Source organism: Methylobacterium planeticum (assembly GCF_008806345.1).
GTDB classification, from domain to species: Bacteria; Pseudomonadota; Alphaproteobacteria; order Rhizobiales; family Beijerinckiaceae; genus Methylobacterium; species Methylobacterium planeticum.
The window spans coordinates 139,441-160,542 of record NZ_VZZJ01000006.1 but is presented as its reverse complement, the minus strand read 5'-3'; the positions used below and the strand labels follow the sequence as shown (position 1 = coordinate 160,542).

Annotated in this window: 17 protein-coding genes; 7 read left to right on the top strand and 10 right to left on the bottom strand. The window is 68.1% G+C overall.

Annotation, left to right across the window (positions count from 1 at the left end):
- Window positions 1–202 precede the first annotated feature (202 nt).
- The 4 genes from F6X51_RS09660 to F6X51_RS09645 form a co-directional block, all read right to left on the bottom strand.
- Complete coding sequence (locus F6X51_RS09660; RefSeq protein WP_150963022.1) at window positions 203–2,266, bottom strand: 2Fe-2S iron-sulfur cluster-binding protein; 2,064 nt, start codon at window positions 2,264–2,266, stop codon at window positions 203–205.
- A gap of 64 nt (window positions 2,267–2,330) precedes the next feature.
- Entirely contained in the window at window positions 2,331–2,948 is a 618-nt protein-coding gene (locus tag F6X51_RS09655; protein WP_150963021.1) for a glutathione S-transferase family protein, read from the bottom strand.
- A 130-nt stretch (window positions 2,949–3,078) separates the two neighbouring features.
- Window positions 3,079–3,384 carry a hypothetical protein gene (locus tag F6X51_RS09650; protein WP_150963020.1) on the bottom strand — a complete coding sequence of 102 codons (306 nt, stop codon included), beginning with the start codon at window positions 3,382–3,384 and terminating at the stop codon, window positions 3,079–3,081.
- On the bottom strand, window positions 3,381–5,666 hold the full coding sequence (locus tag F6X51_RS09645) for an FdhF/YdeP family oxidoreductase (protein WP_150963019.1): 2,286 nt from the start codon (window positions 5,664–5,666) through the stop codon (window positions 3,381–3,383). Before F6X51_RS09645 ends, F6X51_RS09650 begins: the two co-directional genes overlap by 4 nt.
- A 422-nt stretch (window positions 5,667–6,088) precedes the next feature.
- On the opposite strand from F6X51_RS09645, the gene F6X51_RS09640 reads away from it, so the two are divergent.
- Entirely contained in the window at window positions 6,089–8,239 is a 2,151-nt protein-coding gene (locus F6X51_RS09640; protein WP_150963018.1) for a molybdopterin-containing oxidoreductase family protein, read from the top strand.
- Window positions 8,240–8,344: 105 nt separating this feature from the next.
- Here F6X51_RS09640 and F6X51_RS09635 read toward each other — a convergent pair whose 3' ends face one another.
- The 3 genes from F6X51_RS09635 to F6X51_RS09625 all read right to left on the bottom strand — a co-directional run bounded on the left by F6X51_RS09635 (window position 8,345) and on the right by F6X51_RS09625 (window position 10,677).
- Window positions 8,345–8,845, bottom strand: a complete 501-nt coding sequence (locus F6X51_RS09635) for a methylated-DNA--[protein]-cysteine S-methyltransferase (protein WP_150963017.1) — start codon at window positions 8,843–8,845, stop codon at window positions 8,345–8,347.
- A gap of 162 nt (window positions 8,846–9,007) precedes the next feature.
- Window positions 9,008–9,682 (bottom strand): antibiotic biosynthesis monooxygenase family protein, encoded by a 675-nt coding sequence (locus F6X51_RS09630; RefSeq protein ID WP_150963016.1) that lies wholly within the window; start codon window positions 9,680–9,682, stop codon window positions 9,008–9,010.
- A gap of 26 nt (window positions 9,683–9,708) precedes the next feature.
- Entirely contained in the window at window positions 9,709–10,677 is a 969-nt protein-coding gene (locus tag F6X51_RS09625) for an alpha/beta hydrolase (protein WP_150963015.1), read from the bottom strand.
- A 127-nt stretch (window positions 10,678–10,804) separates the two neighbouring features.
- On the opposite strand from F6X51_RS09625, the gene F6X51_RS09620 reads away from it, so the two are divergent.
- Window positions 10,805–11,497 carry an ArsR/SmtB family transcription factor gene (locus tag F6X51_RS09620; RefSeq protein WP_150963014.1) on the top strand — a complete coding sequence of 231 codons (693 nt, stop codon included), beginning with the start codon at window positions 10,805–10,807 and terminating at the stop codon, window positions 11,495–11,497.
- Window positions 11,498–11,558: 61 nt separating this feature from the next.
- On the opposite strand, the gene F6X51_RS27795 is transcribed toward F6X51_RS09620, so the two are convergent.
- Both F6X51_RS27795 and F6X51_RS09615 read right to left on the bottom strand, forming a co-directional pair.
- Window positions 11,559–11,729 carry a hypothetical protein gene (locus tag F6X51_RS27795; protein ID WP_191970058.1) on the bottom strand — a complete coding sequence of 57 codons (171 nt, stop codon included), beginning with the start codon at window positions 11,727–11,729 and terminating at the stop codon, window positions 11,559–11,561.
- Window positions 11,730–11,833: 104 nt separating this feature from the next.
- Complete coding sequence (locus F6X51_RS09615; RefSeq protein WP_407658495.1) at window positions 11,834–12,049, bottom strand: nucleotidyl cyclase domain-containing protein; 216 nt, start codon at window positions 12,047–12,049, stop codon at window positions 11,834–11,836.
- Between the two features lie 424 nt (window positions 12,050–12,473).
- Between F6X51_RS09615 and F6X51_RS09610 the strand changes: the two genes are divergently transcribed.
- From F6X51_RS09610 to F6X51_RS09585, 5 genes are all read left to right on the top strand, one after another.
- The gene (locus F6X51_RS09610; protein ID WP_150963013.1) at window positions 12,474–13,268 is read left to right on the top strand and encodes a bestrophin-like domain; all 795 of its coding nucleotides are present in this window, start codon (window positions 12,474–12,476) and stop codon (window positions 13,266–13,268) included.
- Between the two features lie 821 nt (window positions 13,269–14,089).
- Window positions 14,090–14,608 (top strand): hypothetical protein, encoded by a 519-nt coding sequence (locus tag F6X51_RS09605; protein WP_150963012.1) that lies wholly within the window; start codon window positions 14,090–14,092, stop codon window positions 14,606–14,608.
- Between the two features lie 69 nt (window positions 14,609–14,677).
- A complete protein-coding gene (locus tag F6X51_RS09600) occupies window positions 14,678–15,718 on the top strand; it encodes a patatin-like phospholipase family protein (RefSeq protein WP_150963011.1) in 1,041 nt (346 codons plus the stop codon).
- 3 nt (window positions 15,719–15,721) lie between these two features.
- Window positions 15,722–17,173: a GntP family permease gene (locus F6X51_RS09595; protein ID WP_150963010.1), complete on the top strand. Its 1,452-nt coding sequence runs from the start codon at window positions 15,722–15,724 to the stop codon at window positions 17,171–17,173.
- A 987-nt stretch (window positions 17,174–18,160) separates the two neighbouring features.
- The gene (locus F6X51_RS09585) at window positions 18,161–19,207 is read left to right on the top strand and encodes an AI-2E family transporter (protein ID WP_150963008.1); all 1,047 of its coding nucleotides are present in this window, start codon (window positions 18,161–18,163) and stop codon (window positions 19,205–19,207) included.
- A 105-nt stretch (window positions 19,208–19,312) separates the two neighbouring features.
- On the opposite strand, the gene F6X51_RS09580 is transcribed toward F6X51_RS09585, so the two are convergent.
- Window positions 19,313–21,058 (bottom strand): metallophosphoesterase family protein, encoded by a 1,746-nt coding sequence (locus F6X51_RS09580; protein WP_246696726.1) that lies wholly within the window; start codon window positions 21,056–21,058, stop codon window positions 19,313–19,315.
- Between the last annotated feature and the right edge of the window lie 44 nt (window positions 21,059–21,102).

Genomic DNA, 21,102 nt, shown 5'->3' with positions numbered 1-21,102 from the left:
CCGGGCACCACGCGGCCCGGCGGTCGGCAACGGACCGTTATCCCGGGATCCGGCGCGGGGTCGACGTCGTCCGCGAGGGTGCTCCGCGCGGTCCGGCCGCTCCGCCCCGGATGAGCTTCGACCACGGATCCGCGAAGCCGAAGGGCCGGACGGGATCGTTGCTCGCGGCCGATCGATCGCCCGTGGCCGGGCGCAGGCCTGATCAGAGGGCGAGCTGGACTCGGTCGGCGCCCTCGGCCGGCACCGCCGAGCAGATCAGCACCTCGTCCGCCTGGACGGTCGCGGTGGGCGTCCTGAGGTAGGCCACGGCCCCGGCCAGGAGCCTGGTCCGGCAGGTCCCGCAGCTTCCCTCCCGGCAACTGAAGTCCGGACTGAGGCCGCGCGCTTCGGCGAGGTCGAGCAGGGTTCCCGATCCCGGCGACCAGCGCGCCTCCTTGGCGGAATCGAGGAACGCCACCGGCACGGGCGTCTGCGCGGGCGCTGGGCGCGGCGGCGCCGAGACGGCGGGCGCCGCGGTCCGGACCAGCGAGGCGGGGCCGAAGGCCTCCGCATGGATCCGGTCGTCGGCGACGGTGCAGGCGCGCAGGCCGTCGTAGAGCGCCTGCGTGAAGGATGGCGGCCCGCAGAGGTAGAAGTCGGTGTCGGCAAAAGCCAGGACGCGCGTCAGCAGGGCCATGTCGATCCGGCCGAGCGCGTCGTAATCGGTGCCGGCCCGCGCGCCCGCGCCGTCGCCGAGCACGCGCACGATCCGCACGGCGCCCTGCGCCGCCTCGGCGAGGTCGGCCAGCTCCCGGTCGAAGGGCCGGTCCGCCTTCGAATGGGCGGCCTGGACGAGCGTGGTCGGGCGAATGCCCCGGGTGCGCAGCCCCTCGTAGACGACATGCCGCAGCATCGCGAGGAGCGGCGTGATCCCGACGCCCCCGGCGAGCAGCACTGCCGGCCGTGCCTCGTGCGCGTCGATGGTGAAGCCGCCGGCCGGCGCGCGCGCCTCGATGACGTCGCCGACCCGGATGCGTTCGTGGAGGTGGCGCGACACCGCGCCGTCGCGCTTGACGCTGATGCGGTAGGCCGCGTCCGAGGGGGCGACCGACAGCGTGTAGGTCCGGATGGTGGCCGTCTCCGATCCGGGGAGCGTCACCCGGATGGGCAGGTGCTGCCCCGCCCGATGCGGGATCAGCCCGGCCCCGTCGTCCGGGGCGAGGTGGAACGAGCGGATCGAGGGGGTCTCGTCGACGAGCTTCGTCACCCTGAACGGCCGCCAGCGCGTCGCGAGATCGGCCGCGCGGAGGCGGTCGGCGGCCTCCCGCCAGTCGCCGGTCATCAGGGAATTGGGCGACCAGCCCTCCGCCCGCAGGGACCAGCGCAGCGGCAGGGCGCCCCGGCGGCGCACCACCTTGCGCGGCCGGAAGCTCCAGAGGCGCTCGGCGCCCTGGAAGGCTGCGATCTCGGGCGAGTCCAGGATCACCTCGGCCTCGCCGGTCATCTGCAGGAGGTCGCCGGTCTCGAAATCGGCGAAGACGAGCCCCGCCCTGCCGTTCGACAGGATGTTGCCGAGCGTGGCGAAGAACAGGTTGCCGGCGAAATCCGGGACGGTCAGGGTGCCGTCCTCGCCGACGCGCACGAAGCCCGCCCTGCCGCCGCGATGCGAGACGTCGACCTGGCGGCGGTCCTCGCGCTCGGCGTAGGACGCGACGAAGAACGTGTCGGCCGCCCGGATCATCGTGCGCGCCGCCGCGTCGAGGACGTCGCCCTCCTCGACGACGCCCGCGAAGGGCTCGCTCGGGTCGCGGACGAAGGCGGTGTCGCGCAGCTGGATGTACTGAGGGCAGTTGCCGAAGCTCTGGTCGACCTCGACGCGGAGGACGCCGCCCGAGGAGGCCCGGAGGATGCCGTTCAGGCGGTTGCGGCGTCGCGTATGAAGCTCGATGCCCAGGAGCCCGATGGCCTCGCCCCCGCGCAGGCCCTCGCGCGCCGGGTCGCCGGTGTCGGGCCGCGCCTCAATCTCCAGGAGCCGGGGCGTCGGCGAGGCGATGAAGCCGGGCCTTCCGGCAAGCAGCGTGGGCCAGGCGTCGCCCCGGCCGTCGACGCTGGCGAGGACGATGAAGGGGACCTCAGCGAAGAACGCGCGATGCTGGTCCGGCAGGTGGTCCCGGACGATGCGCTCGCCGATCGCCGCCATCCGCTCGGCGACGCCGACCGTCTTCTGGATGGCCGTCTCGCCGGCGTGCCAGGTCGGCAGCTTCGACAAGGACTGAATCTCACGCATCGCCTCCTCCTCCTCCGGTCCGGTTCGGCCAGCCATGCCCCGCGGCGCAGCCGGCTCCCGCAGGTCACGCGACGGCCGAGAGGCCGGCGGGCGTCTCGGCGAAGGGGACGAAGCCCGGCAGGGCCTCGATCCGGCGCAGGAAGGCGTCGACGCCGGGGTAGCCCGACAGGTCGACGTTGCCCTCCGGCGCGCGCGCCACGTAGCTGTAGATCGCCACATCCGCGATGGTCGGGTGCGCGCCCACGAGCCAGTCGCGTCCGGCCAGATGGGCGTCGAGGCGGCCGAGGAGCGTGTGCGCCCGGCCGATCACCTCGTCGGGATCGAACTTCGCGCCGAACACCGTGACGAGCCGCGCCGCCGCCGGTCCGTAGGCGACCTCGCCGGCCGCCACCGACAGCCAGCGCTGGACGGCGGCCGCGCCGCGCGGATCCTCGGGGAGCCAGTCGGTCCGGCCGAGCTTCCGGGCGACGTAGACCAGGATGGCGTTGGAATCCGAGACGGCCTCGCCGTCGTCCTCCAGCACCGGCACCTGCCCGAACGGGTTGAGGGCGAGGAACTCGGGCTTCTTGTGGGCGCCGGACCTCATGTCGACCTCGACCAGCTCGTGCGGCACGCCCACGAGCGAGAGGAACAGGCGCGCCCGGTGCGCGTGGCCCGACAGGGCATAATGGTAGAGCTTCATGATTCGACTCCCGATATCGGGGACGGGGCGCATCCCGATCCGCGGATGGCAGCATGCCGCGCGCAGCCGATTTCGAGAATGGTCGTTCTTAACACTTCATTGTTGCGGATTTTGGAACAATGGCGTGCCTTTACGGTATCGCCCTGGGCCGGCTCGACTCCTCGCCCGCCAGGGTGTTTCCGCTGACCATGCGGCCCTTGGAGACGGGCGCGCCGGGATCCGTCGGGAAATGGACGACGTCGGCATCGGACAGCGCCGCGATCACGCCTTCGGCGCCGTCGATGCGGGCCTCGGCGGCGAAGGCGTCAGGCGAGGCGCATCCCCGCCTGCCGGTGGGAATCCTCTGACCCATGATGCCGACTTGGAGCTTCCCCGAAGTCCGCCTCGGATCGTCCGGTCGGATGATCGACGGATGCGGTGCATCCGAGCCCGTCACGGCGCCAGGATGCGCACCGGGACGGACTTCGCCGCCGGAACCTTGCTCCGCTCCGCATGATGCCAGAGGGGGATCAACGGATTGCACTCCGGATAATACCCTCCGACGCAGCCCACCGGAACGTCGTAGGCGAGGACCCGGAAACCGTCGACGCGCCGCTCGACACCGTCGCTCGCGGCCCCGATCAGGCTGACGGTCTGCGCATCGCGGAGGCCGAGCCGGGCGATGTCGGTCCTGTTCATGAACAGGACCATGCGGGTGCCTTTCACCCCCCGGAAGCGGTCGTCGTAGCCGTAGATCGTGGTGTTGAACTGGTCGTTCGACCGCATCGTGATCAGGCGCAGCACGGCAGGATCCGCCTGCTCCGTGTCGGGATCGGCCGAGAGCCCTTGCGGCGTGACGAAATTCGCCTTGCCGGTCTCCGTCTTCCAGACCCGTTCGGCCGCCGGGATCGGCCGGCGGAAACCGCCCGGTTGCCACATCCGGGCGTTGAAATCCTTGAACTCGCTCGGATAGGTCGCCTCGATGGCGTCGCGCACGCTGGCGTAGTCGCTGCCCCAGCGGTCCCAGTCGATGCTGGGGTTGGGGGCAAGCGTCGCCTTGGCGATGCCGGCGACGATACGGGGCTCGGACAGGAGTTGCGGGCTCGCCGGCTCCGCATAGCCCTTCGAGCCGTGGATGCAGGCGGTCGAATCCTCCATCGCCACCGCCTGCCGCCCGCCCGGCTGCGCGTCGATCTCGATCCGGCCGAGGCAGGGCAGGATGTAGGCGATCTCGCCGTGGATCAGGTGATTGCGGTTGAGCTTCGTCGAGACCTGGACGGTGAGCCGCAGCTTGCGCCAGGCCGCTTCCATCAGGACCGTCTCGGGCACCGCACGGATGAAGTTTCCGCCGAGCGCCACGAAGGCGCGGACCGAGCCGTCGAGGATGCCTTCGCAGGCCTCGACGGTGTTGAGGCCCTTCTCCTTGGGCGGCTCGAACCCGTAGAGCGCCTTCAGCGTGTCGCCGGGCACCAGCTCGGGCTTCTCGGTGATGCCGACCGTGCGCTGGCCCTGGACGTTGGAATGGCCGCGCACCGGGCAGATTCCGGCCCCGGGGCGCCCGATATTGCCGCGCAGGAGCAGAAGGTTGACGAGCATCTGCACGGTCTCGACACCCTTGCGGTGCTGGGTCAGGCCCATGCCGTAGATGCCCATCGTCGCCTTGGCCCGGGCATAGGTCCGGGCCGCCTGCTCCAGCTCCCTCCGCGGCAGCCCGGACTGCGCCTCGATCGTCTCCCAGGTCGTGCCGCGGACCGACTCCGCGAAGGCCTCGAAGCCGTGGGTATGCTGGGCGATGAAGGCGGTGTCGATCAGGCGCGCGCTGCCGTTCGCCGCCGCGGCGTCGTCCGCCTCGATCAGGGCCTTGCACAGCCCGTAGAGCGCCCCGAGGTCGCCGCCCGCCTTGACCTGCAGGTACTGCGACGTGATCCGCGTCTCGGAGCGCGTCAGCATCTCGACCGGGGATTGCGGATTGGTGAAGCGTTCGAGCCCGCGCTCGCGGAACGGGTTGAAGGTGATGATCGGCACGCCCCGCTTGCTCGCGTCCTGCAGCGGATGCAGCATCCGCGGCGCGTTCGAGCCCGGGTTCTGGCCGAAGAAGAAGATGCAGTCCGTGTGCTCGAAGTCGTCCAGCAGGACCGTGCCGACCGGCGAGCCGATGCTCTCGGGCAGGGCCACGGAGGTCGATTCGTGGCACATGTTGGAACTGTCGGGCAGGTTGTTGTTGCCGTAGAGGCGCGCCAGCAGCCCGTACATGTAGGACGCTTCGAGCGAGGCGCGGCCCGAGGCGTAGAAGACCGTCGATTTCGGATCGGCCGCCTGCAGCTCCGCCCCGATCTCCCCGAAGGCGTCCTCCCAGGAAACCGGAACGTACCGGTCGGTCGCGGCGTCCCAGCGCATCGGCTCGGTCAGCCGGCCGAGTTCCTCGAGGTCGTAGTCACGCCAGCTCTCGAGTTCGGTGACGGTGTGCTTCGCGAAGAAATCGGCCGTGATGCGCCGGCGGGTGACCTCCCAGGCCGTGGCCTTGGCGCCGTTCTCGCAATATTCGAACACGGCCGGCTTGCCGGGCTTGGCCCAGGCGCAGCTGACGCACATGAAGCCGTCCGGCTTGTTCTGGTGCATGAGCAGCGCCCCGCCGCTCAAGGGCACCTGCTCGCGCAGCAGGATCTCGGTCAGGGACCTGGCCGACCCCCAGCCGCCGGAGGGACCCTCGTACGGCTTGATCGTGACGGGATCGGCCATGTCGTTCTCCTCGGATGTCCTGTCCGCGCGCGACGGTTCGGTGTTTCCCGCGACGGCTCCGCTCTCGGCGCCCGGTGCGTCACGGATCGGCGGCGGTGTTCGGGGAATCGTCCGCTTGCGCGGACCCTGCGCAGACAACCGGCGTCGTCTCCGATGGCTCCCGCCCTGTGGCGCTATGGCGTCGGAGCGCCTCCGGAGGATGCGCGAGGGCCGCGCCGCCGACGATGGACGAGGACGGCGTCGGATCCGGCGGTCCGCGCCGGACCGCCATCGCGTCGGCTCCATGAACGATGAACCGATTGGCTCTTTCGGAGAACCGAAAATTGGAATTATTATGTTTCTTCCTGCACCTCGGGAGGAAGCAGCGAGCCAAGCCCGCCGACAAACAAAGAGGCCGAGCGCTCGACTGGGAAGGAAGTGACATGAACGAGATCGTCAATCCCGAGGCCTTGCTCGAGGGCAAGGCCGAGACCTTTTTCGGCGCCTGTCCGCACGATTGCCCCGACACCTGCTCCATGCTGTTCGAGGTGAAGGACGGCGAACTCCTGAGCGTGCGTGGCAACCCCGTCCATCCGATGACCCGCGGCGGTCTCTGCGTGAAGCTGAAGGATTACGAGAAGCGCCACTACCACCCGGACCGGCTGCTCTACCCGATGAAGCGGGTCGGCCCGAAGGGCTCGAAGCAGTTCGAACGCATCACCTGGGACGAGGCCCTCGACACCATCGTCACGCGCTGGAAGGCCATCATCGACCAGCACGGCCCGCAGGCCATCATCCCCTACAGCTACCTCGGCAACCAGGGCCTCGTGCATGGCCTGAACGGCGGCGACGCCTTCTTCAACCGGCTCGGTGCGACGGTCTGCGAACGCACCTTCTGCGGCGAGGGCTCCTGCACGGCGTGGCTCCTCACGGTCGGCCCGACCGCGGGCCTCGACCCGGAGAGCTACATCCACTCCAAGTACATCGTCATCTGGGCCTGCAACAGCATCAGCACCAACCTGCACCACTGGGCCATCGTCAGGGACGCCCAGAAGCTCGGCGCCAAGGTCGTCGTCATCGACGCCTACGCCTCGCGGACGGCCAAGGCCGCCGATTGGCACATCGCGCCGAAGCCCGGCACCGACGGGGCGCTCGCCATGGCCCTGATCCATTCGATCATCGAGCAGGGCCTCGTCGACCAGGACTACGTCGACAACCACACGGTGGGCTTCGAGGATCTGAAGGAGCGCGCCGCGCCCCGTACCCCCGAATGGGCCGAGGGGATCACGGGCGTGCCGGCGGCCGACATCCGCAAGCTCGCCTACGAGATGGCCACCGCCCAGCCGGTGGGGATCCGCATGGGCGTGGCGCTTGAGCGCCATTACGGCGGCGGTCAGACCATCCGGGCCGTCACCTGCATCCCGGCGCTCACCGGCGCCTGGCGCCATGTCGGCGGCGGCGTCACCCAGTTCCCGGTCTGGGAGCACCCCTACAAGTTCGACGTGATGTGCCGCCCCGACCTGATCCCGGAGGGCACCCGCGTCGTCAGCAACCTGCAGATCGGCCGGGCCCTGACCGGCGAGATGCCCCTCGATCCGCCGATCATGTCGATGATGTGCTGGAACTCGAACCCGGTGACGCAGGCGCCCGAGACCGACAAGATCGTCGCCGGGCTGATGCGCGAGGACCTGTTCATGGTCTCGGCCGAGCATTTCATCTCGGACACCGCCTCCTACGCCGACATCCTGCTGCCGGCGACGATGGGGGCGGAGATGGAGGACATGATCCTGTCCTGGGGCCACCTCTACCTGACCTACAACACCAAGTGCGCCGAGGCGCCCGGCGAGGCCATCCCCAACAACGAGATCTTCCGGCGCCTGGCCGCCCGGTTCGGCTTCGAGGAAGAGAACTTCAAGTGGACCGACACGGAGTGCCTGGAGCACTACGTCGACTGGAACGCGCCCGCCTGCGAGGGCTACGACCTGCAGTACATGCGCGAGCACGGCTTCGCCCGGCTGAAAGTGGGCACGCCGGACGACCGGGTCCCGCACCGGGAGGGCAACTTCCCGACCGAGACGGGCAAGTGCATGCTCAAGGTCGAGGGTGCCACGAACTTCGTCGCGCCGCCCTTCCGGCAGATGTATGCGGGGTTCCAGCCCGGCGAGGCGCTCGACCCGCTGCCGGACTATGTCGGCGCGCGGGAATCGCACACCAACGATCCGGAACTGGCCAAGCGCTATCCCCTCAACATCGTCTCGCCCAAGAGCCACTACTTCCTGAACTCCAGCTACGCGAACATGGAGGACAAGCAGAAGGGCCAGGGCGAACAGTTCGTGATGATCAGCCCCGGCGACGCCGAGGCGCGCGGCATCCTCGACGGGGACCGGGTGCAGGTCGCCAATGACCGCGGCGCCTTCAAGGGCGTGGCGCGGGTCACCGACGATGTGCGCCACGGGATCGTGGTGGCGACGCTGGGCTATTGGCGGCAGCTCAACGAGGGCACGGTCAACAGCATCAGTTCGGCCGCGTTCACCGATATGGGGCATGCCCCGTCGTTCTCGGACAACCTCGTCGAGGTCTCGCGGGCGAACTGAAGGCCCCCGCATCCCGCTCCCCGGGGAAGCCGGGTCGAAACGCACGCAGGCGCCCCGTCGGGGCGCCTGCCCTCGCCGTCACCGGAGAACGGCCGGGCTTGTCGGTCAACCGCGCGAAGCTCCGGCTCCGGCGCGTTCCAGACCGAGCAGACGTTCCTTGACATGCAGGCCGCCCGCGAAACCCGTCAGGGCGCCGGCCGCCCCGATGACGCGGTGGCACGGCGCGATGATCGAGATCGGATTCCTCCCGTTCGCGGCCCCCACCGCCCGTGACGCGCCCGGCCTCCCGATCTGACGTGCGATGTCGCCATAGCTCCGGGTCTCGCCGAAGGGGATGGTCAGAAGGGCTGCCCAGACGCTCTTCTGGAACTCGGTCCCCTGGAAGTCGAGCGGCACCGTGAAGGCCTTGAGCGTCCCCTCGAAATAGGCCGCCAACTGGCGCTCCGTCTCCAGCAGCACGGGATGGGACGGGTTCTCGACGAGGGGCCCAAGCCGGACCCGCTTCGGGTCATCGTTCTCCCAGAGGATGGCCGCGAGGCCGCGATCGCTCGCGACGATCTTCAGCGCGCCGACGGGCGACGCCACCGTCTTGAACACAAAGGTCATGTCGTTTCTCCGGTTTCCCGCAAGGCCGGTCCGCGCTCTACACCCTCATCGACAGCGTCGTGGGCGTCACCGGGCGAACAGGTCTCGCTCAAAGCGGGGGCCGCCGTCGCCGGGCAAAGCGCGGGCGAAGTCTTTCGTTGCGGGATGCGCCGAACGCCAGGGTCAGCGATCGTCCCCTCGGTCGACGGGCGGGTAGAATTGCGGGCTCTCGCGCCGGTCGAACATGCCGTAATCACGGATCACCCGTACTCTCCGGACGCGCGTGGACTCAGCCTGCGGCGGCGCAAGGGGCGCGAACGCCGAGGCCGCGTCGGAATCGGCCCAGGACAGCAACAGCATGGCCTTCCCGGAATTGTAGATCGAATTGAAGAGGTCCGATGCCACGAGCCCGACGGCCGCGGCATCGAGGCCGAGCGCGCCGGCCAGATCGTCAGGCAGGGACTGGCCTTCCCGGGGTGTCACCTCGCAGAGCTGGCACATCTTGGCGCGGCCGATCTCGGTCGCGTCGAGGCGCTGCTCGCGCACCGCGTGGCCCTGCGGCGGGTGGCTATCCGTCGTCACCTCGCCGACGCGGAGATGGTAATCCGAGAAGACCTCGAACCGGCCCTTCTCCTGGATCAGGTGGTGACCGGCATGCGTACGCCAGCGGATTACCGACTTCTCGTCACGCCAGGTCGAGTGCGACAGCACCCAGCCCGGCCGGGTCCGGCTCGCGAAGCGCTCGTTGTCGATGAAGCCGTCGATGGCCGCCAATTCCGGCTTCAGGACCTTCGCGTGCTCAAGGTAGGCGTCCTTCTGCCCTGTGCCGGGATGGACCTCGAAGATGACCGAGAACATGGTTCCGTCTCCCTGGTTGGATCGGTTCAGACCGAAGCGCCCTCGCTCAGGAAGGCGGCGGATGCCCGCCAGCGCGCCCCGCGTCGGGCCTCGAGATGCATCAGGTGCGTGCCGCGTCCGATCTTGATGTCGTGCTGGTCGGGCGAGCCGGTGAAGGCGTCGAACAGCCACCGCGCGTCGGCGTCGGTGGCGAGACCGTCCCAGGCCCCGCGCACGATGCACACGGGCGCCCGGACGAGAGCCGGATCGTAGGGCAGATCGCCGTGCCAGGCGCGCAGGATCTCGATGAAGGGACCGGAGGGCACCTTCACACCCTGCGGCTCGCGCACGCGGCTATCCGGGTCGCTGTCGAGATAACGCTCCGCCCAATCCTCGAACTCCGGGCGCGCCAGCACCGGGGGCGCTCCCGCCGGCACGTCCTCGACGAAGCGGTCCCACTGCGCCCGTGCCGTGATCACCCGCCAGGCCGGTCCGTCCGGGCGCGGCAAGCCGCGGGGCGGGTCGCGGCGGGCGATCGGCCCGAACAGGACGAGCCGGTCGATCAGGTCCGGCTGCCTGCCCGCGAGGAGGCAGGCCGGCAGGGAACCCCAGGAATGGGTGAGCAGGCTGATCCGCCTGCCGCCCGTGGCCGCGCGGATGTGGCGGAGGGCGGCTTCGACCTGTCCGGCGGCCTCCGCGGCCAGCAGCAGGGGACCGCCTGCCTCGGCCGGCTCGGCCATGGCGGGATAGCGGTCCGAGAGGCCGAAGCCCAGGAAATCGAGCGCCCAGACGTCGAGACCGGCAAGGCAGAGCGCATCGCGCCACGAGCCTTCGGGGAAGCGGTGAGCGACCGAGAGCGCGGACGGGAAGGTCGCCCCGTGCACGTACAGGACGGGACGTCCCCGGCCCCCCGGCGGCGTCAGCCGCCGCAGGAACAGGGAGAGCCCGGTCCCGGGGACCGTGACCCTGTGGTGCTCCTCGCGCGGGTCCATCCGTTCGGCCGGCTCGGTCGGCATGCCATCGCCCCTGCTGCGTTGCCGGGGAGATTGGGATGCGCGGCACGCAATGTCAGGGGCGAACGCTTCGGTCTCGGCCGAAGCGTTCCCTCGTGATCGGTCGCGATCGGAGAGCTATGATCTCGGGATGACGAGTGCCGCCACCCTGTCCGGAACCGCTGCCCTGATCGGGGACCCCGCGCGGGCCAACATCCTCACGGCCCTCCTCGACGGCCGCGCCCTGACGGCGACGGAGCTCGCCCATGTCGCGGGCGTCACGGCGCAGACCGCGAGCGGTCACCTCGGAAAGCTGGTCGAGGGGCGCCTTCTGGGCGTCGCCGTGCAGGGTCGCCACCGATATTTCCGGCTGGCCTCACCCGAGGTTGCCCGGATGCTGGAAACCATCCTGGTGGTGGCCGCCGCAAGACCGGAGGCGGCCACGCCGCGGGCGACGCCGCGGGTGAGCCCGGCCCTGAGGGAGGCCCGGACCTGCTACGACCATCTCGCCGGACGCCTCGGCGTCGCCATCGCGGACGCGCTCGTATCACGCGGCCTGATCGTGCTCGGTGAGGAGGCCGGCGAGGCGACCGAGGCTGGCCGCGACTGGCTCGCGCGCTTCGGCGTGCCGGTCGCGCCCGCCGACGGGACCAGGCGGATCTTCTGCCGCCCTTGCCTGGACTGGAGCGAGCGGCGGCCGCATCTCGCCGGCCGCCTCGGGGCCGCGCTGTGCCGCCGATGCGACGAGCTTGGCTGGATCGAGAGGGCCCGGGACGCCCGGGTCGTCACCGTGACCGAAACGGGCCGAAGCGGTTTCGCGGACATCTTCGGGATCTGCGTCTGAGGAGCCCGGAGCACGACGCGGCGGTGAACGCCGGCGGGCGGCCGATGGGGTCGGTCCCGCCCTAGCGCCCGAGCTCGATCTCCCGGGAAGGCTCCGTCGACGTCGGTGCCGCGTCGCCCGTCTTCGGGGCGGGTGGCAGCTTGATCGGCGGCGGTCGGCCGGGGCTCGGCGGCGTCGGGGCGCCGAGATCCTCGGTCGCCGGCGCCACCTCCTCGGGCTTCGGGTCGGACATGACGGGCTCCTCTCGGTCAGTCCGGGCAACGTCCGAGGCGACGCCCCGGTGCCCGGCGCTCGCGGGCGCGTGAACCGCGGCAGCCCGTCCCGCCTGATGAGCCGTCAGGTCCCGACCAGCTGGAGAACGCGTCCGTCGTGGCGCTCCCGCGCGGCGGCCGGTGCGCAGCATGTCCGGTTGCGGCCGGTCTCCTTGGCCTCGTAGAGCGCGGCGTCGGCCCGGGCGTAGAGTTCGGCGTCTGCGATGCCCGTAGCCAGCCCGATGCTGACGGTGACCGCCCCGGCGCCGATGGGCGCCGAATGTTCGCGTCGGGGAATCATGGAAGCGGCCGGTTGCGCAAGCCGAGCTAGTGCTCGGCACGTGGTGTCCGGATCGTCGCCGGAGGAGGGATTGGAGCGGGTGGGACGGTGCTGCCCCGCCGCCGATCCGGGGGAGCTCAACCGTCGCCGCCTTCGCCCGCATGCCGGAGATCACAGGACATCTGCCAACCGGCCGTCCGGGCTACCAGTGTTGAGCGAGGGCGCCCGGGCACGCGAGGCCGTGGCGTACGCATGATCAGCCCGCTCTCCATCGCGCGAGTGTGTAAACGGATCGCGATTCGGCTCACTTTCGAAAGCCTCGGAAGGCCTTCTTCCGGGCGCATGGGGCATCGCAGTCGAGCCTCATTCCGACCGGTCCCGAGCAGGGTTTGTGAGAACGCTCCGCGTCCGGCATAGTCGGGCGTGGTGGGGAACGGGGGCATCCATGGCCTTGTCTCTCCTCGCTACGCAGCCGCTGTGGCTGTCCGCCATCGTCCTGGTCGGCCTGATGTCGTTCCTCGCCATGGCCGGCCCGCTCCTCGTCCGGCGGTACGTCAGCTTGGAGCAGCTCCGCCTCAACAACGAGGTGGCCGGCTTCAAATTCGCGACCGTCGGCGTGCTGTACGCGGTGCTGCTGGCCTTCGCCGTGATCATCGTTTGGGAAAAGTTCAGCGAAGCCGAGAACGCGACCGCTCAAGAGGCCGGTGCCATCGCGACGCTGTATCGCTTGGCCGACGGGATCGGCGGCAATCCCGGTGCCGCGCTCCGCGCCGGTGTGACCCGCTATGTCAGGACAGCCGTTGCTGAGGACTGGCCCGCCATGGAGCGAGGTCAGGCAAGCCCCGCCGTGACGCAGGCGCTGAGCGGCGCCTACGCGGCACTCATGACCTTCAACCCCAGCGATAACCGCGGGACGGCCCTGTTTGCCGAAGCCCTCAATCAACTCGACCGCGTGACCCAGGCCCGGCGCGTGAGGCTCGTCCTCGCCCCAGGCGTCGTTCCCCGCGTGCTCTGGTTCATTCTCTCCGGCGGAGCGTTCCTGACGATTGGTTTCACACTCTTCTTCGGTACCGAAAACCTGCGTGTCCAGGCGATGATGACGGGGATCTTGTCGTTTCTGATCTTCTCGGGGCTGCTCGTCATCACCACCATCGACCATCCGTTCGGGGGAGCGGTGAGAGTGCAGCCGGAAGCTCTCGCGGCCGTTCTGGAGGATTTTGCCGCGACGGCCCAGCCGTGATCGCGGGTCAAAGAAGGCTGGCGTGGTCAGGCCGCCGGGGCTCGGCCCTCTGAACGAACTGTCCCGGTCACGGGCTCGTCGAAACGGACCTGTCGACGCCACGTCGAGCGGTCGCCTCGCAACGCCCAGCGACGAGCGAGGCTTGCGAGAGCGTCGTCGCGCATACGGTCAAGTCAACCGTCGGACTTGAGGCTTTCGATCGCCTGGTTGAGGAGGCTGCGGCGCTTGCGATCACCCGTCCGGCTTGCGTCGATTCCCTGGAACTCGCCAGCGCAATCGACACCGGGGGCGATCCCATCAGACGGGCGTGCCGCTCAGGCCATTCTGCGCAATCGATACTGAGGCATGAAACGATGAAAATGGGCTCTGCGATCACCTCGATACGGTACCTGACGAAACCGAAGCGGCCGCGCTTCGTAGTGGAGCGGCAGCCCCATCATGCTAAACTGACCCCTGATCCTGGAGATGACGCTAAGGATACTTGAGAGCAGCGTCGACCGCGTGTGTCTAGGACACCCGTGACCCGACCTCATAACCCGGATTTCCTCATGCTACCGATCCTCAGAGGACGGGCGAACGGTCGCCTCCTGGCTGCGTCCCTGCTGCTGAATGGCCTCATGCCGGCCCCCATGGCACGCGCCGCGCCTGGCGCGCTGGCAACCGCCTTGGATCCATCGCCGAAGAACAACGGTGTCATCGTCGTCCGCGGAGGCTTCGGCTGGGGCAACCGCCACTGGATCCATCGTGAGCGCAGAACCGGCACGTCGAAACCGTCACGGCGATAGCACGGGTGATGGAGTTGGTGACTCAGGAGGCCGGACATGGGTGTGGGCATTGCGTCCGAGCGGCGGCTCCTCTCGGAAGACGAACTTGAGCGGGTCAAGCTCAGCCATTATCCGGAACTCCGCACGCTCGAGCCGGACGAGACGCTCGCCTTGGCCAAGTGGCTGCGCGAGCGACGTAATCGAATTCGGGACATCATCGCGACGCGACACCGCGCTCGGCGAGGCAAGACCACCGCATCCGGCATCGGGGCGCCCGAAGCCAGCGAGCGCGGGTTGTCCGAGAAGAAGCAGGTTTTCGCGCGGGCCATTCGGCGGGTGAACGCGCGTCTCGACCGGGAGCGGACCGAACGTCGACGCGAGCGGATACGCACGAATTTCGACGCGGCCTTGAGGCGCAAGCGTTCCTCGCTCCGACATCATCCCGAAGCGGGCGAGACGTCAGTGGATGGCATGCAGCCGATCGGGAGCGATCGCCGCGCAGTCACGACCGAGCGCAGCGAGATCGGCCGCGTTTCGCAGGCGGTCAAGACCGCACAAGCCAAGCGCGACAGCTGACGAATCTGGAACCTGCGTTCGAAGTCGGTGCACCCGAAACCGCATCCCGGCCCTGTATCGGAGGCACATATGGCGCCCGCCCGCGACCGGCAGGATTCCGCCCCGCTCCTGATCGACTTGGCGCTGCAGGGCGGCGGGGCTCACGGGGCCTTCACCTGGGGCGTCCTCGATCGCCTGCTCGAAGAACGCCAACTGGAGATCGAGGCAATATCCGGCACCTCGGCCGGAGCCATGAACGCCGCGGTGCTGGCTCATGGCTATGGCGAGAATGGACCAGCGGGAGCGAAGGCTGCCCTCGAGACATTCTGGCGGCAGGTCTCCGATGCCGCAAGGTTCAGTCCGTTCCGCCGCGGCCCGCTGGATGTCCTGCTCGGGCGCTGGAGCCTCGACCATTCGCCCCTCTTCGCCGCCATGGACATGATGGCGCGTGTTGTCTCGCCGTATGATCTCAATCCGGGCGGCGCCAACCCGCTCCGCACGATCCTCGCAGACACGGTCGATTTCACCGGCCTCGCACGCAGCCCGATCAAACTGTTCGTCACGGCGACGAACGTCCGGAGCGGCAGAGGACGTGTGTTCCGCAATGCGGATCTGAGCCCCGATGTGCTGCTTGCCTCCGCCTGCCTGCCGACCCTGTTCCAGGCTGTCGTGATCGAGGGGGATGCCTATTGGGATGGAGGTTATGCCGGCAACCCGACGATGACGCCGCTCATCCGCGATTGCGAGTCTCAGGACACGCTCCTGGTCCAGATCAACCCGATCGCGCGGCCGGGATTGCCGACCTCGGCCAGGGAGATCACCAACCGCCTCAACGAGGTATCGTTCAACGCCGTCCTGATGAAGGAACTCAGGATGATGGCACTGCTCAAGCGCGTTGCCAGTCCGAGCGACGACGAAGGAGCACGATGGGCGAGGATGCGGATCCATCGGATCTCCAGTGAGATGATGCTGGATCTTGGCTATTCATCCAAGCTCAATGCCGAGTGGCCGTTTCTCATCATGCTCCGGGACGAGGGTCGGCGCACGGCTTCCGAGTTCCTCGACCGGCATCGAGGCGACCTCGGCCAGCGCTCGTCGCTCGACCTGGATGCCTTCCTCCACGGGGTATGACCGATGGGGCTTCTCGGCATCGTGATCGGTCTCGGGCTTCTGGTCGGCTTGGCGTATCGCGGATGGAGCATCTTGCTGCTCGCACCAGCGGCGTCGCTCGTCGCGGCACTCTTCGCGCGGGAGCCGCTCCTGGCGCACTGGACGCAGACCTTCATGGGCGCCGCTGCCCACTTCGTCGGACAATACTTCCCGCTCTTCCTTCTCGGGGCCCTGTTCGGGAAGTTGATGGAGGATAGCGGCTCAGTGACGGCCGTTGCGGACGCGATGACCCACTGGTTGGGTCCCAGCCGCACGATCCTCGCCGTGGTCCTCGCCGGAGCGCTCGTCACCTATGGCGGGGTGAGCCTCTTCGTGGCGTTCTTCGTGCTGGCGCCGATGGCGCAAAAGATGTTCCGGGCCTCGAGCATTCCCCGTCGCCTGATGCCGGCAGCGATCGTCCTCGGCACGTCGACCTTCACGATGTCGGCGATGCCCGGGACGCCATCGATCCAGAACGCGATCCCGATGCCCGTCTTCGGAACGACGCCATTCGCCGCTCCGGGTCTGGGGCTGATCGCCTCGGTCATCATGCTGGCCTTCGGACTCTGGTGGCTGATGCGATCCGAGGCCGTGGCCCGCCGAGCCAGGGAAGCCTTCGGCGCGGGCATGCCGACCTCCGCACGGGAGCTTGCCACCGACGACAGGCTGCGCGAGCGAACCGTCGTCGCTCGGGAGTTCGATCCAGCCGAGATCATTCATGGCCGGCTGGCTTCCCCGCCTCACGTCGTCGTCGCCCTACTGCCCCTTGCGATGGTGATCCTCGTCAACTCAACGCTGTCCTTGGTCGTGCTGCCACGCCTCGACTTCTCCTACCTTGGCGAGGCCCGCTGGGGCGGCACGTCCTTCGCGGCGGTCGCCGGCGTGTGGTCTGTGGCTGTGGCACTCGCAAGCGCCTGCGCTGTCGTCGTCGTGTTCAACCGGCCCAGGCTGCTGAGCTTGCGTGAGAGCGTGGATGCCGGCGCCAACGCTTCGGTGCTCCCGGTTCTCAGCGTCGCCAGCCTTGTCGGATTCGGTGCTGTCGTGGCCGCGATGCCCGCATTCGCTGTCGTGCGCGACGCCGTGCTCGGCATCGGGGGCGGTCCCCTGGTCTCGCTGGCAGCGTCGACCAATCTCCTGTCGGCTTTGACGGGCTCCGCATCCGGCGGCTTGACCATCGCCCTCGATACCCTTGGTCCAACCTATCTCGCACGGGCGGCGGCGATCGGACTGAGCCCCGACCTTCTGCATCGGATCGCGGTCATCGGGGCTGGAACCCTCGACAGTCTGCCGCACAACGGCGCCGTGATCAGCTTGCTGTCCGTCTGCGGCGCGACCCATCGCGACAGTTATCGCGACATCGTCATGGTTGGCATCGCTGGCCCGATCATCGCGCTGCTGGTCGTGATCGTGCTCGGCTCGATGTTGGGCTCGTTCTGAAGGGCAGCATCAGGCGGAGGACATCGCGCAGGGTGCCTCCGAGGAGCCGCTCGACATTCGACTACGACGGCCTTGCTACCAGCGCCATTCACACACTCGGCGTCCGCGGCGCCACCAGCAGACACGTCGGCGGCTGCGACGGCGACGGCGAGGATGTACGACCACGACGCGGGCCTTCTCGACAAGGCTGTCGGGGTTCGCCGGATCGGATGCGCCTTGATCTGGAGCGTCTTGACGGGAGGTGCCAGGAGAAAACACGATCGCCTCGGCGGCGCTTGGCATAAGAGCCAAGCCCACGGATACAGAGAGAATGCCGGACGACATTCCCCGGAGCACCGCGCGGCGATCGAGTGCTGTCATGGGGGACTCCCTTGCTTCGGATCGGAGCCTTCTTGGCTGTCGCGACGGCTTCCGCCAGCGAGGGCTTCGGGATCGATGAAACCCGCCCCGATCCGAGGCGGACGGCATTCGATCGATCGCGTCAGACGCGCGATCCGCCTATTGGTGCAGCTCTGATTCGAACACTGCGCTTGCACCAGCATGACGTCAATGTAAGAGGCCGCAAGTGAGCGCAATAGGACACTCTGCATCGTTGTAGAGTGACAGGGCCGCGTCCGTATGTGATCATCACCGCACTTGATCTATTGTTGCCGGCGATGAAAGTCCGCCCGCGATCACGAGCGTCGACATCACGCCGATCGCGAAGCCGACGCGTCAAGGGAGACCGAGATGAAGGCTCTTGTCGGAGCGCTCGCTGTCCTCGTCGCCCTCAGCCCCGCCGCTGCTGACGCGCAGACGTCGAAGTCTATGAGAAGCGAACACGCCGCCAAACGGACCGAGTGCCTCAAGCAGGCCAGGCTCCAACGTTTCGAGAGACGGTTCGCCGCCCGCACCCGCTTCATGAAGCAGTGCATGGCACGATCGTAAGGTCGGACGGATCGGTCTGACGGGCTCGCACCTCGGCGGCCTGGTGTCGGAGGCGCCAGCATGTTCCAGCCCGCGAAGCCCACGGATATCCTGAACGCGATCTGCGCCTTGATCCTGGTCGGTGGTGCGCTCGCTCTGGCCCGCTCGGTGTTCGCGCCGGTCGTCTTCGCCCTCTTCGTCATCGCTATCGTGTGGCCCTTTCAGAGACGGCTTCAGGCGGTTCTTCCGAATGCTCTGGCGGTCGCGATCAGCGTCGCCGTCACAGCCGCTGTCCTGCTTGTGTTCGGATCCTTGATCGCTTGGGGATTCAGCAGGGTCGTTCGATCCGTCATCAGCGACGTGACGCGGCTGCAAGGCTTCTACGCTCAGACGGCAGACTGGCTGGAGACCCACGGGATCGTCCTCGCCGGGCTCTGGGCCGAGCACTTCAACGTTCAATGGCTGCTGCGCCAGCTGCCCGGGCTGACGAGCCGGTTCAACAGCATGGCGACCTTCCTGTTCGTGGTCCTGATCTACGTCATTCTGGGCCTGCTCGAAGTCGAGGACGTGGCGCGAAAGCTCACCGCCGCCGGCGCGCGCGCGTTCGGACCGGTTTTTCTCGCCGGGAGCGCGCGAACGGCCGCGAAGCTTCGGCGGTTCATGCTCGTTCGCACGCTGATGAGCCTCATGACCGGCGTGCTCGTATGGGCTTTCGTGGCCATCACCGGGCTCGACCTCGCCCTCGAATGGGGCGTGATCGCCTTCGTCCTGAACTACATTCCGGTGATCGGGCCGCTCGTTGCGACCATCTTCCCGACGCTTTTTGCAATGGCGCAGTTCGCCTCGTGGCAGACGGCTCTCGTTGTTTTTGTCTGCCTGAACCTGATCCAGTTCCTCGTCGGGAGCTATCTGGAGCCTCGTATCGCCGGAAATGCTCTGTCGATGTCGCCGTTCATCGTTCTGTTTGCGGTCTTCTTCTGGACGTTTCTATGGGGTATTGCCGGTGCCTTCATCGGCGTACCGATCGTCATCGCGGTCCTGACGATCTGCGAACAATATCCCTCGAGCCGCTGGATCGCGGATCTGCTGGGGGCCCCGGAAGATCGGCCGGACCGCGCGCGCCACTAGGGCGATCGCGAACCCAGGACGGAACGCCGGGCCCCACCCCTGTCAAATGCAGCACGGCGGGTCGATCGACGAGGCACGCGGCCTCCGCCCTGGATCCGCTCGTACTCAGCATGTCACGCTGTCGAAGTCTGAAACGTCGATGCGCTCGGGTTCGAGGAGTTGCAGTCGAAGATCCTGATCCGCCTCGAGAGTATGAATGTAGAAGTAGGTCTCTGTCCGCTCAACCGACTCCATGACGGGGGATGGTGCCGACACAATCAGGAGGCCACCGCACTCTCCAATCCAATCCACATGCCGATGTCCGTGCATCACCACACAACGATCGGCAATGCGTTGCAGCCTCCGCACAAACCAGCTGCCGTTGATGAGAGCCGTTCCGATTCGTTCCGACAAGGCTTTGGCGGGTTTCGGGTATTCTACGGGATGATGGTGGAGCCCAACGATCCAATAGGCATGGGGGTATTGGCGCATGGCGGTCTCGAGCGCGCTGACCTGCTCGGCCGACACGATCCCAAGCGCATTCGTGAACGAGAAATGGGTTTCCGCATTCGAGTTCAGCACGATCACCCCGAGCCCGTCGGGCGAGTCCGGCGGCCGGACCATCGGGAAGAGGCTGAGCCAGAGCTGAGCAAGCGCCGGAGGCCTGCGCGGCCGGCCGCGATCGGCAAAGGTACGAATATCGTCGATATGGGGCTTCAGGGCATCCGAGAGTGAATCGCCCAATCGTCCGGTCGTCCGGTCGACGATCCGGACCCTTGGTCCCTGGAGTGCCTCCAGCGCAGACAGGGTCCGCAGCTGCCGAAGACGCTTCTTCGGGCTCGTCGGAAGGTCGAGTCTCGCCGGATTGGCCCGGTCGATGACGTTCACGTCGTGGTTGCCCGGAAGCGCGACGATCAACCCGGATAGGGCCGGGTACCGCGCGAGAGCATCGAAGAGTTCTGCCCATTCCGTCGAGCGGCCGGCGTCCGTGAGGTCGCCCGTCACGATGACGGCATCGAGGGGGTGCGCCGCATGGATGGCATCCAACCGCGCCAGGACGCTCCGCAGCCTCTCGTTGCCACGAACCCCCGCCCGTCCACTCTCAATGCGGAAGCCGTACCGTTCTCCGACGACATGGAGATCCGACACGTGCGCGACGCGCCATCGACGGCCGCCGGTTCGCGGCTGATGAAATGAGCGCAGGTCCCCCGGTTGCGGCGTCACCGCATCGGCAACGCCCCAGGTCAGGCCGGCCAAGCCGAAATAGGCGGCGATGATGACGGCGGCATTTGCGACCGTTGGCAACAGCAGCCGTTGGGGCGTGACCAGATCCGTCAAACCGGCGCTCCATCGCGTTGCCGGCCAGGCAAGGGCCGCCACCGAAAGGCCGATTGCTCCCACCACCAGTCCGGCTCCGGCCGCAAGGGCGGCGCGGACGGACGCTTTCGTCGCCTTGCTGGCGTCAGCCGGGAGCAGCCCTTCGACGACGTGGCGCAGGGTTTCGCGCGAAAGCGCGTAGCCCGGCTGAACCACGAGCGCATTCAGCGACCAGAAGCTGCCTTCGGCGAGCCGGAACACGGTTCTCCCGCCAAACCAACCGACGATCGCGAGCCCCAGAAGCACCAGGATCGGCCAGAGGCCGCTCAGCACGGCCGAGAGCTTGGCGGACACGCTTGCAATCCACATCGACGCGATGAGAGGCGTCGCCCCGAGCATGAGGCCGGGCAGGACGATGAGCAGGATGCAGGCGACAATCAGCTTGGGAAGGCTGACCTCCGCGAGCAGGTTGCCCGCGAGAGACAGCATCGAACGCTTCTTCGTGCTGGAGCGGTCGTCCTCGGTATCGCCGAGGCGTGGATCGATGATCGTCACGTTGCGCCCCTTGAATGTGCTTCAGGAAGCGCAGGTTCGATGCC

What these genes read in the sequence shown, in the direction of transcription:
- F6X51_RS09640 (WP_150963018.1), top strand. Translation starts at nt 6,089, where the DNA reads ATGAACGAGATCGTCAATCCCGAGGCCTTGCTCGAGGGCAAGGCCGAG.
- F6X51_RS09625 (WP_150963015.1), bottom strand. Translation starts at nt 10,677, where the DNA reads ATGCCGACCGAGCCGGCCGAACGGATGGACCCGCGCGAGGAGCACCAC.
- F6X51_RS09615 (WP_407658495.1), bottom strand. Translation starts at nt 12,049, where the DNA reads ATGATTCCCCGACGCGAACATTCGGCGCCCATCGGCGCCGGGGCGGTC.
- F6X51_RS09610 (WP_150963013.1), top strand. Translation starts at nt 12,474, where the DNA reads ATGGCCTTGTCTCTCCTCGCTACGCAGCCGCTGTGGCTGTCCGCCATC.
- F6X51_RS09595 (WP_150963010.1), top strand. Translation starts at nt 15,722, where the DNA reads ATGGGGCTTCTCGGCATCGTGATCGGTCTCGGGCTTCTGGTCGGCTTG.
- F6X51_RS09585 (WP_150963008.1), top strand. Translation starts at nt 18,161, where the DNA reads ATGTTCCAGCCCGCGAAGCCCACGGATATCCTGAACGCGATCTGCGCC.
- F6X51_RS09645 (WP_150963019.1), bottom strand. Translation starts at nt 5,666, where the DNA reads ATGGCCGATCCCGTCACGATCAAGCCGTACGAGGGTCCCTCCGGCGGC.
- F6X51_RS09605 (WP_150963012.1), top strand. Translation starts at nt 14,090, where the DNA reads ATGGGTGTGGGCATTGCGTCCGAGCGGCGGCTCCTCTCGGAAGACGAA.
- F6X51_RS09660 (WP_150963022.1), bottom strand. Translation starts at nt 2,266, where the DNA reads ATGCGTGAGATTCAGTCCTTGTCGAAGCTGCCGACCTGGCACGCCGGC.
- F6X51_RS09600 (WP_150963011.1), top strand. Translation starts at nt 14,678, where the DNA reads ATGGCGCCCGCCCGCGACCGGCAGGATTCCGCCCCGCTCCTGATCGAC.
- F6X51_RS09635 (WP_150963017.1), bottom strand. Translation starts at nt 8,845, where the DNA reads ATGACCTTTGTGTTCAAGACGGTGGCGTCGCCCGTCGGCGCGCTGAAG.
- F6X51_RS09655 (WP_150963021.1), bottom strand. Translation starts at nt 2,948, where the DNA reads ATGAAGCTCTACCATTATGCCCTGTCGGGCCACGCGCACCGGGCGCGC.
- F6X51_RS09620 (WP_150963014.1), top strand. Translation starts at nt 10,805, where the DNA reads ATGACGAGTGCCGCCACCCTGTCCGGAACCGCTGCCCTGATCGGGGAC.
- F6X51_RS09630 (WP_150963016.1), bottom strand. Translation starts at nt 9,682, where the DNA reads ATGTTCTCGGTCATCTTCGAGGTCCATCCCGGCACAGGGCAGAAGGAC.
- F6X51_RS27795 (WP_191970058.1), bottom strand. Translation starts at nt 11,729, where the DNA reads ATGTCCGACCCGAAGCCCGAGGAGGTGGCGCCGGCGACCGAGGATCTC.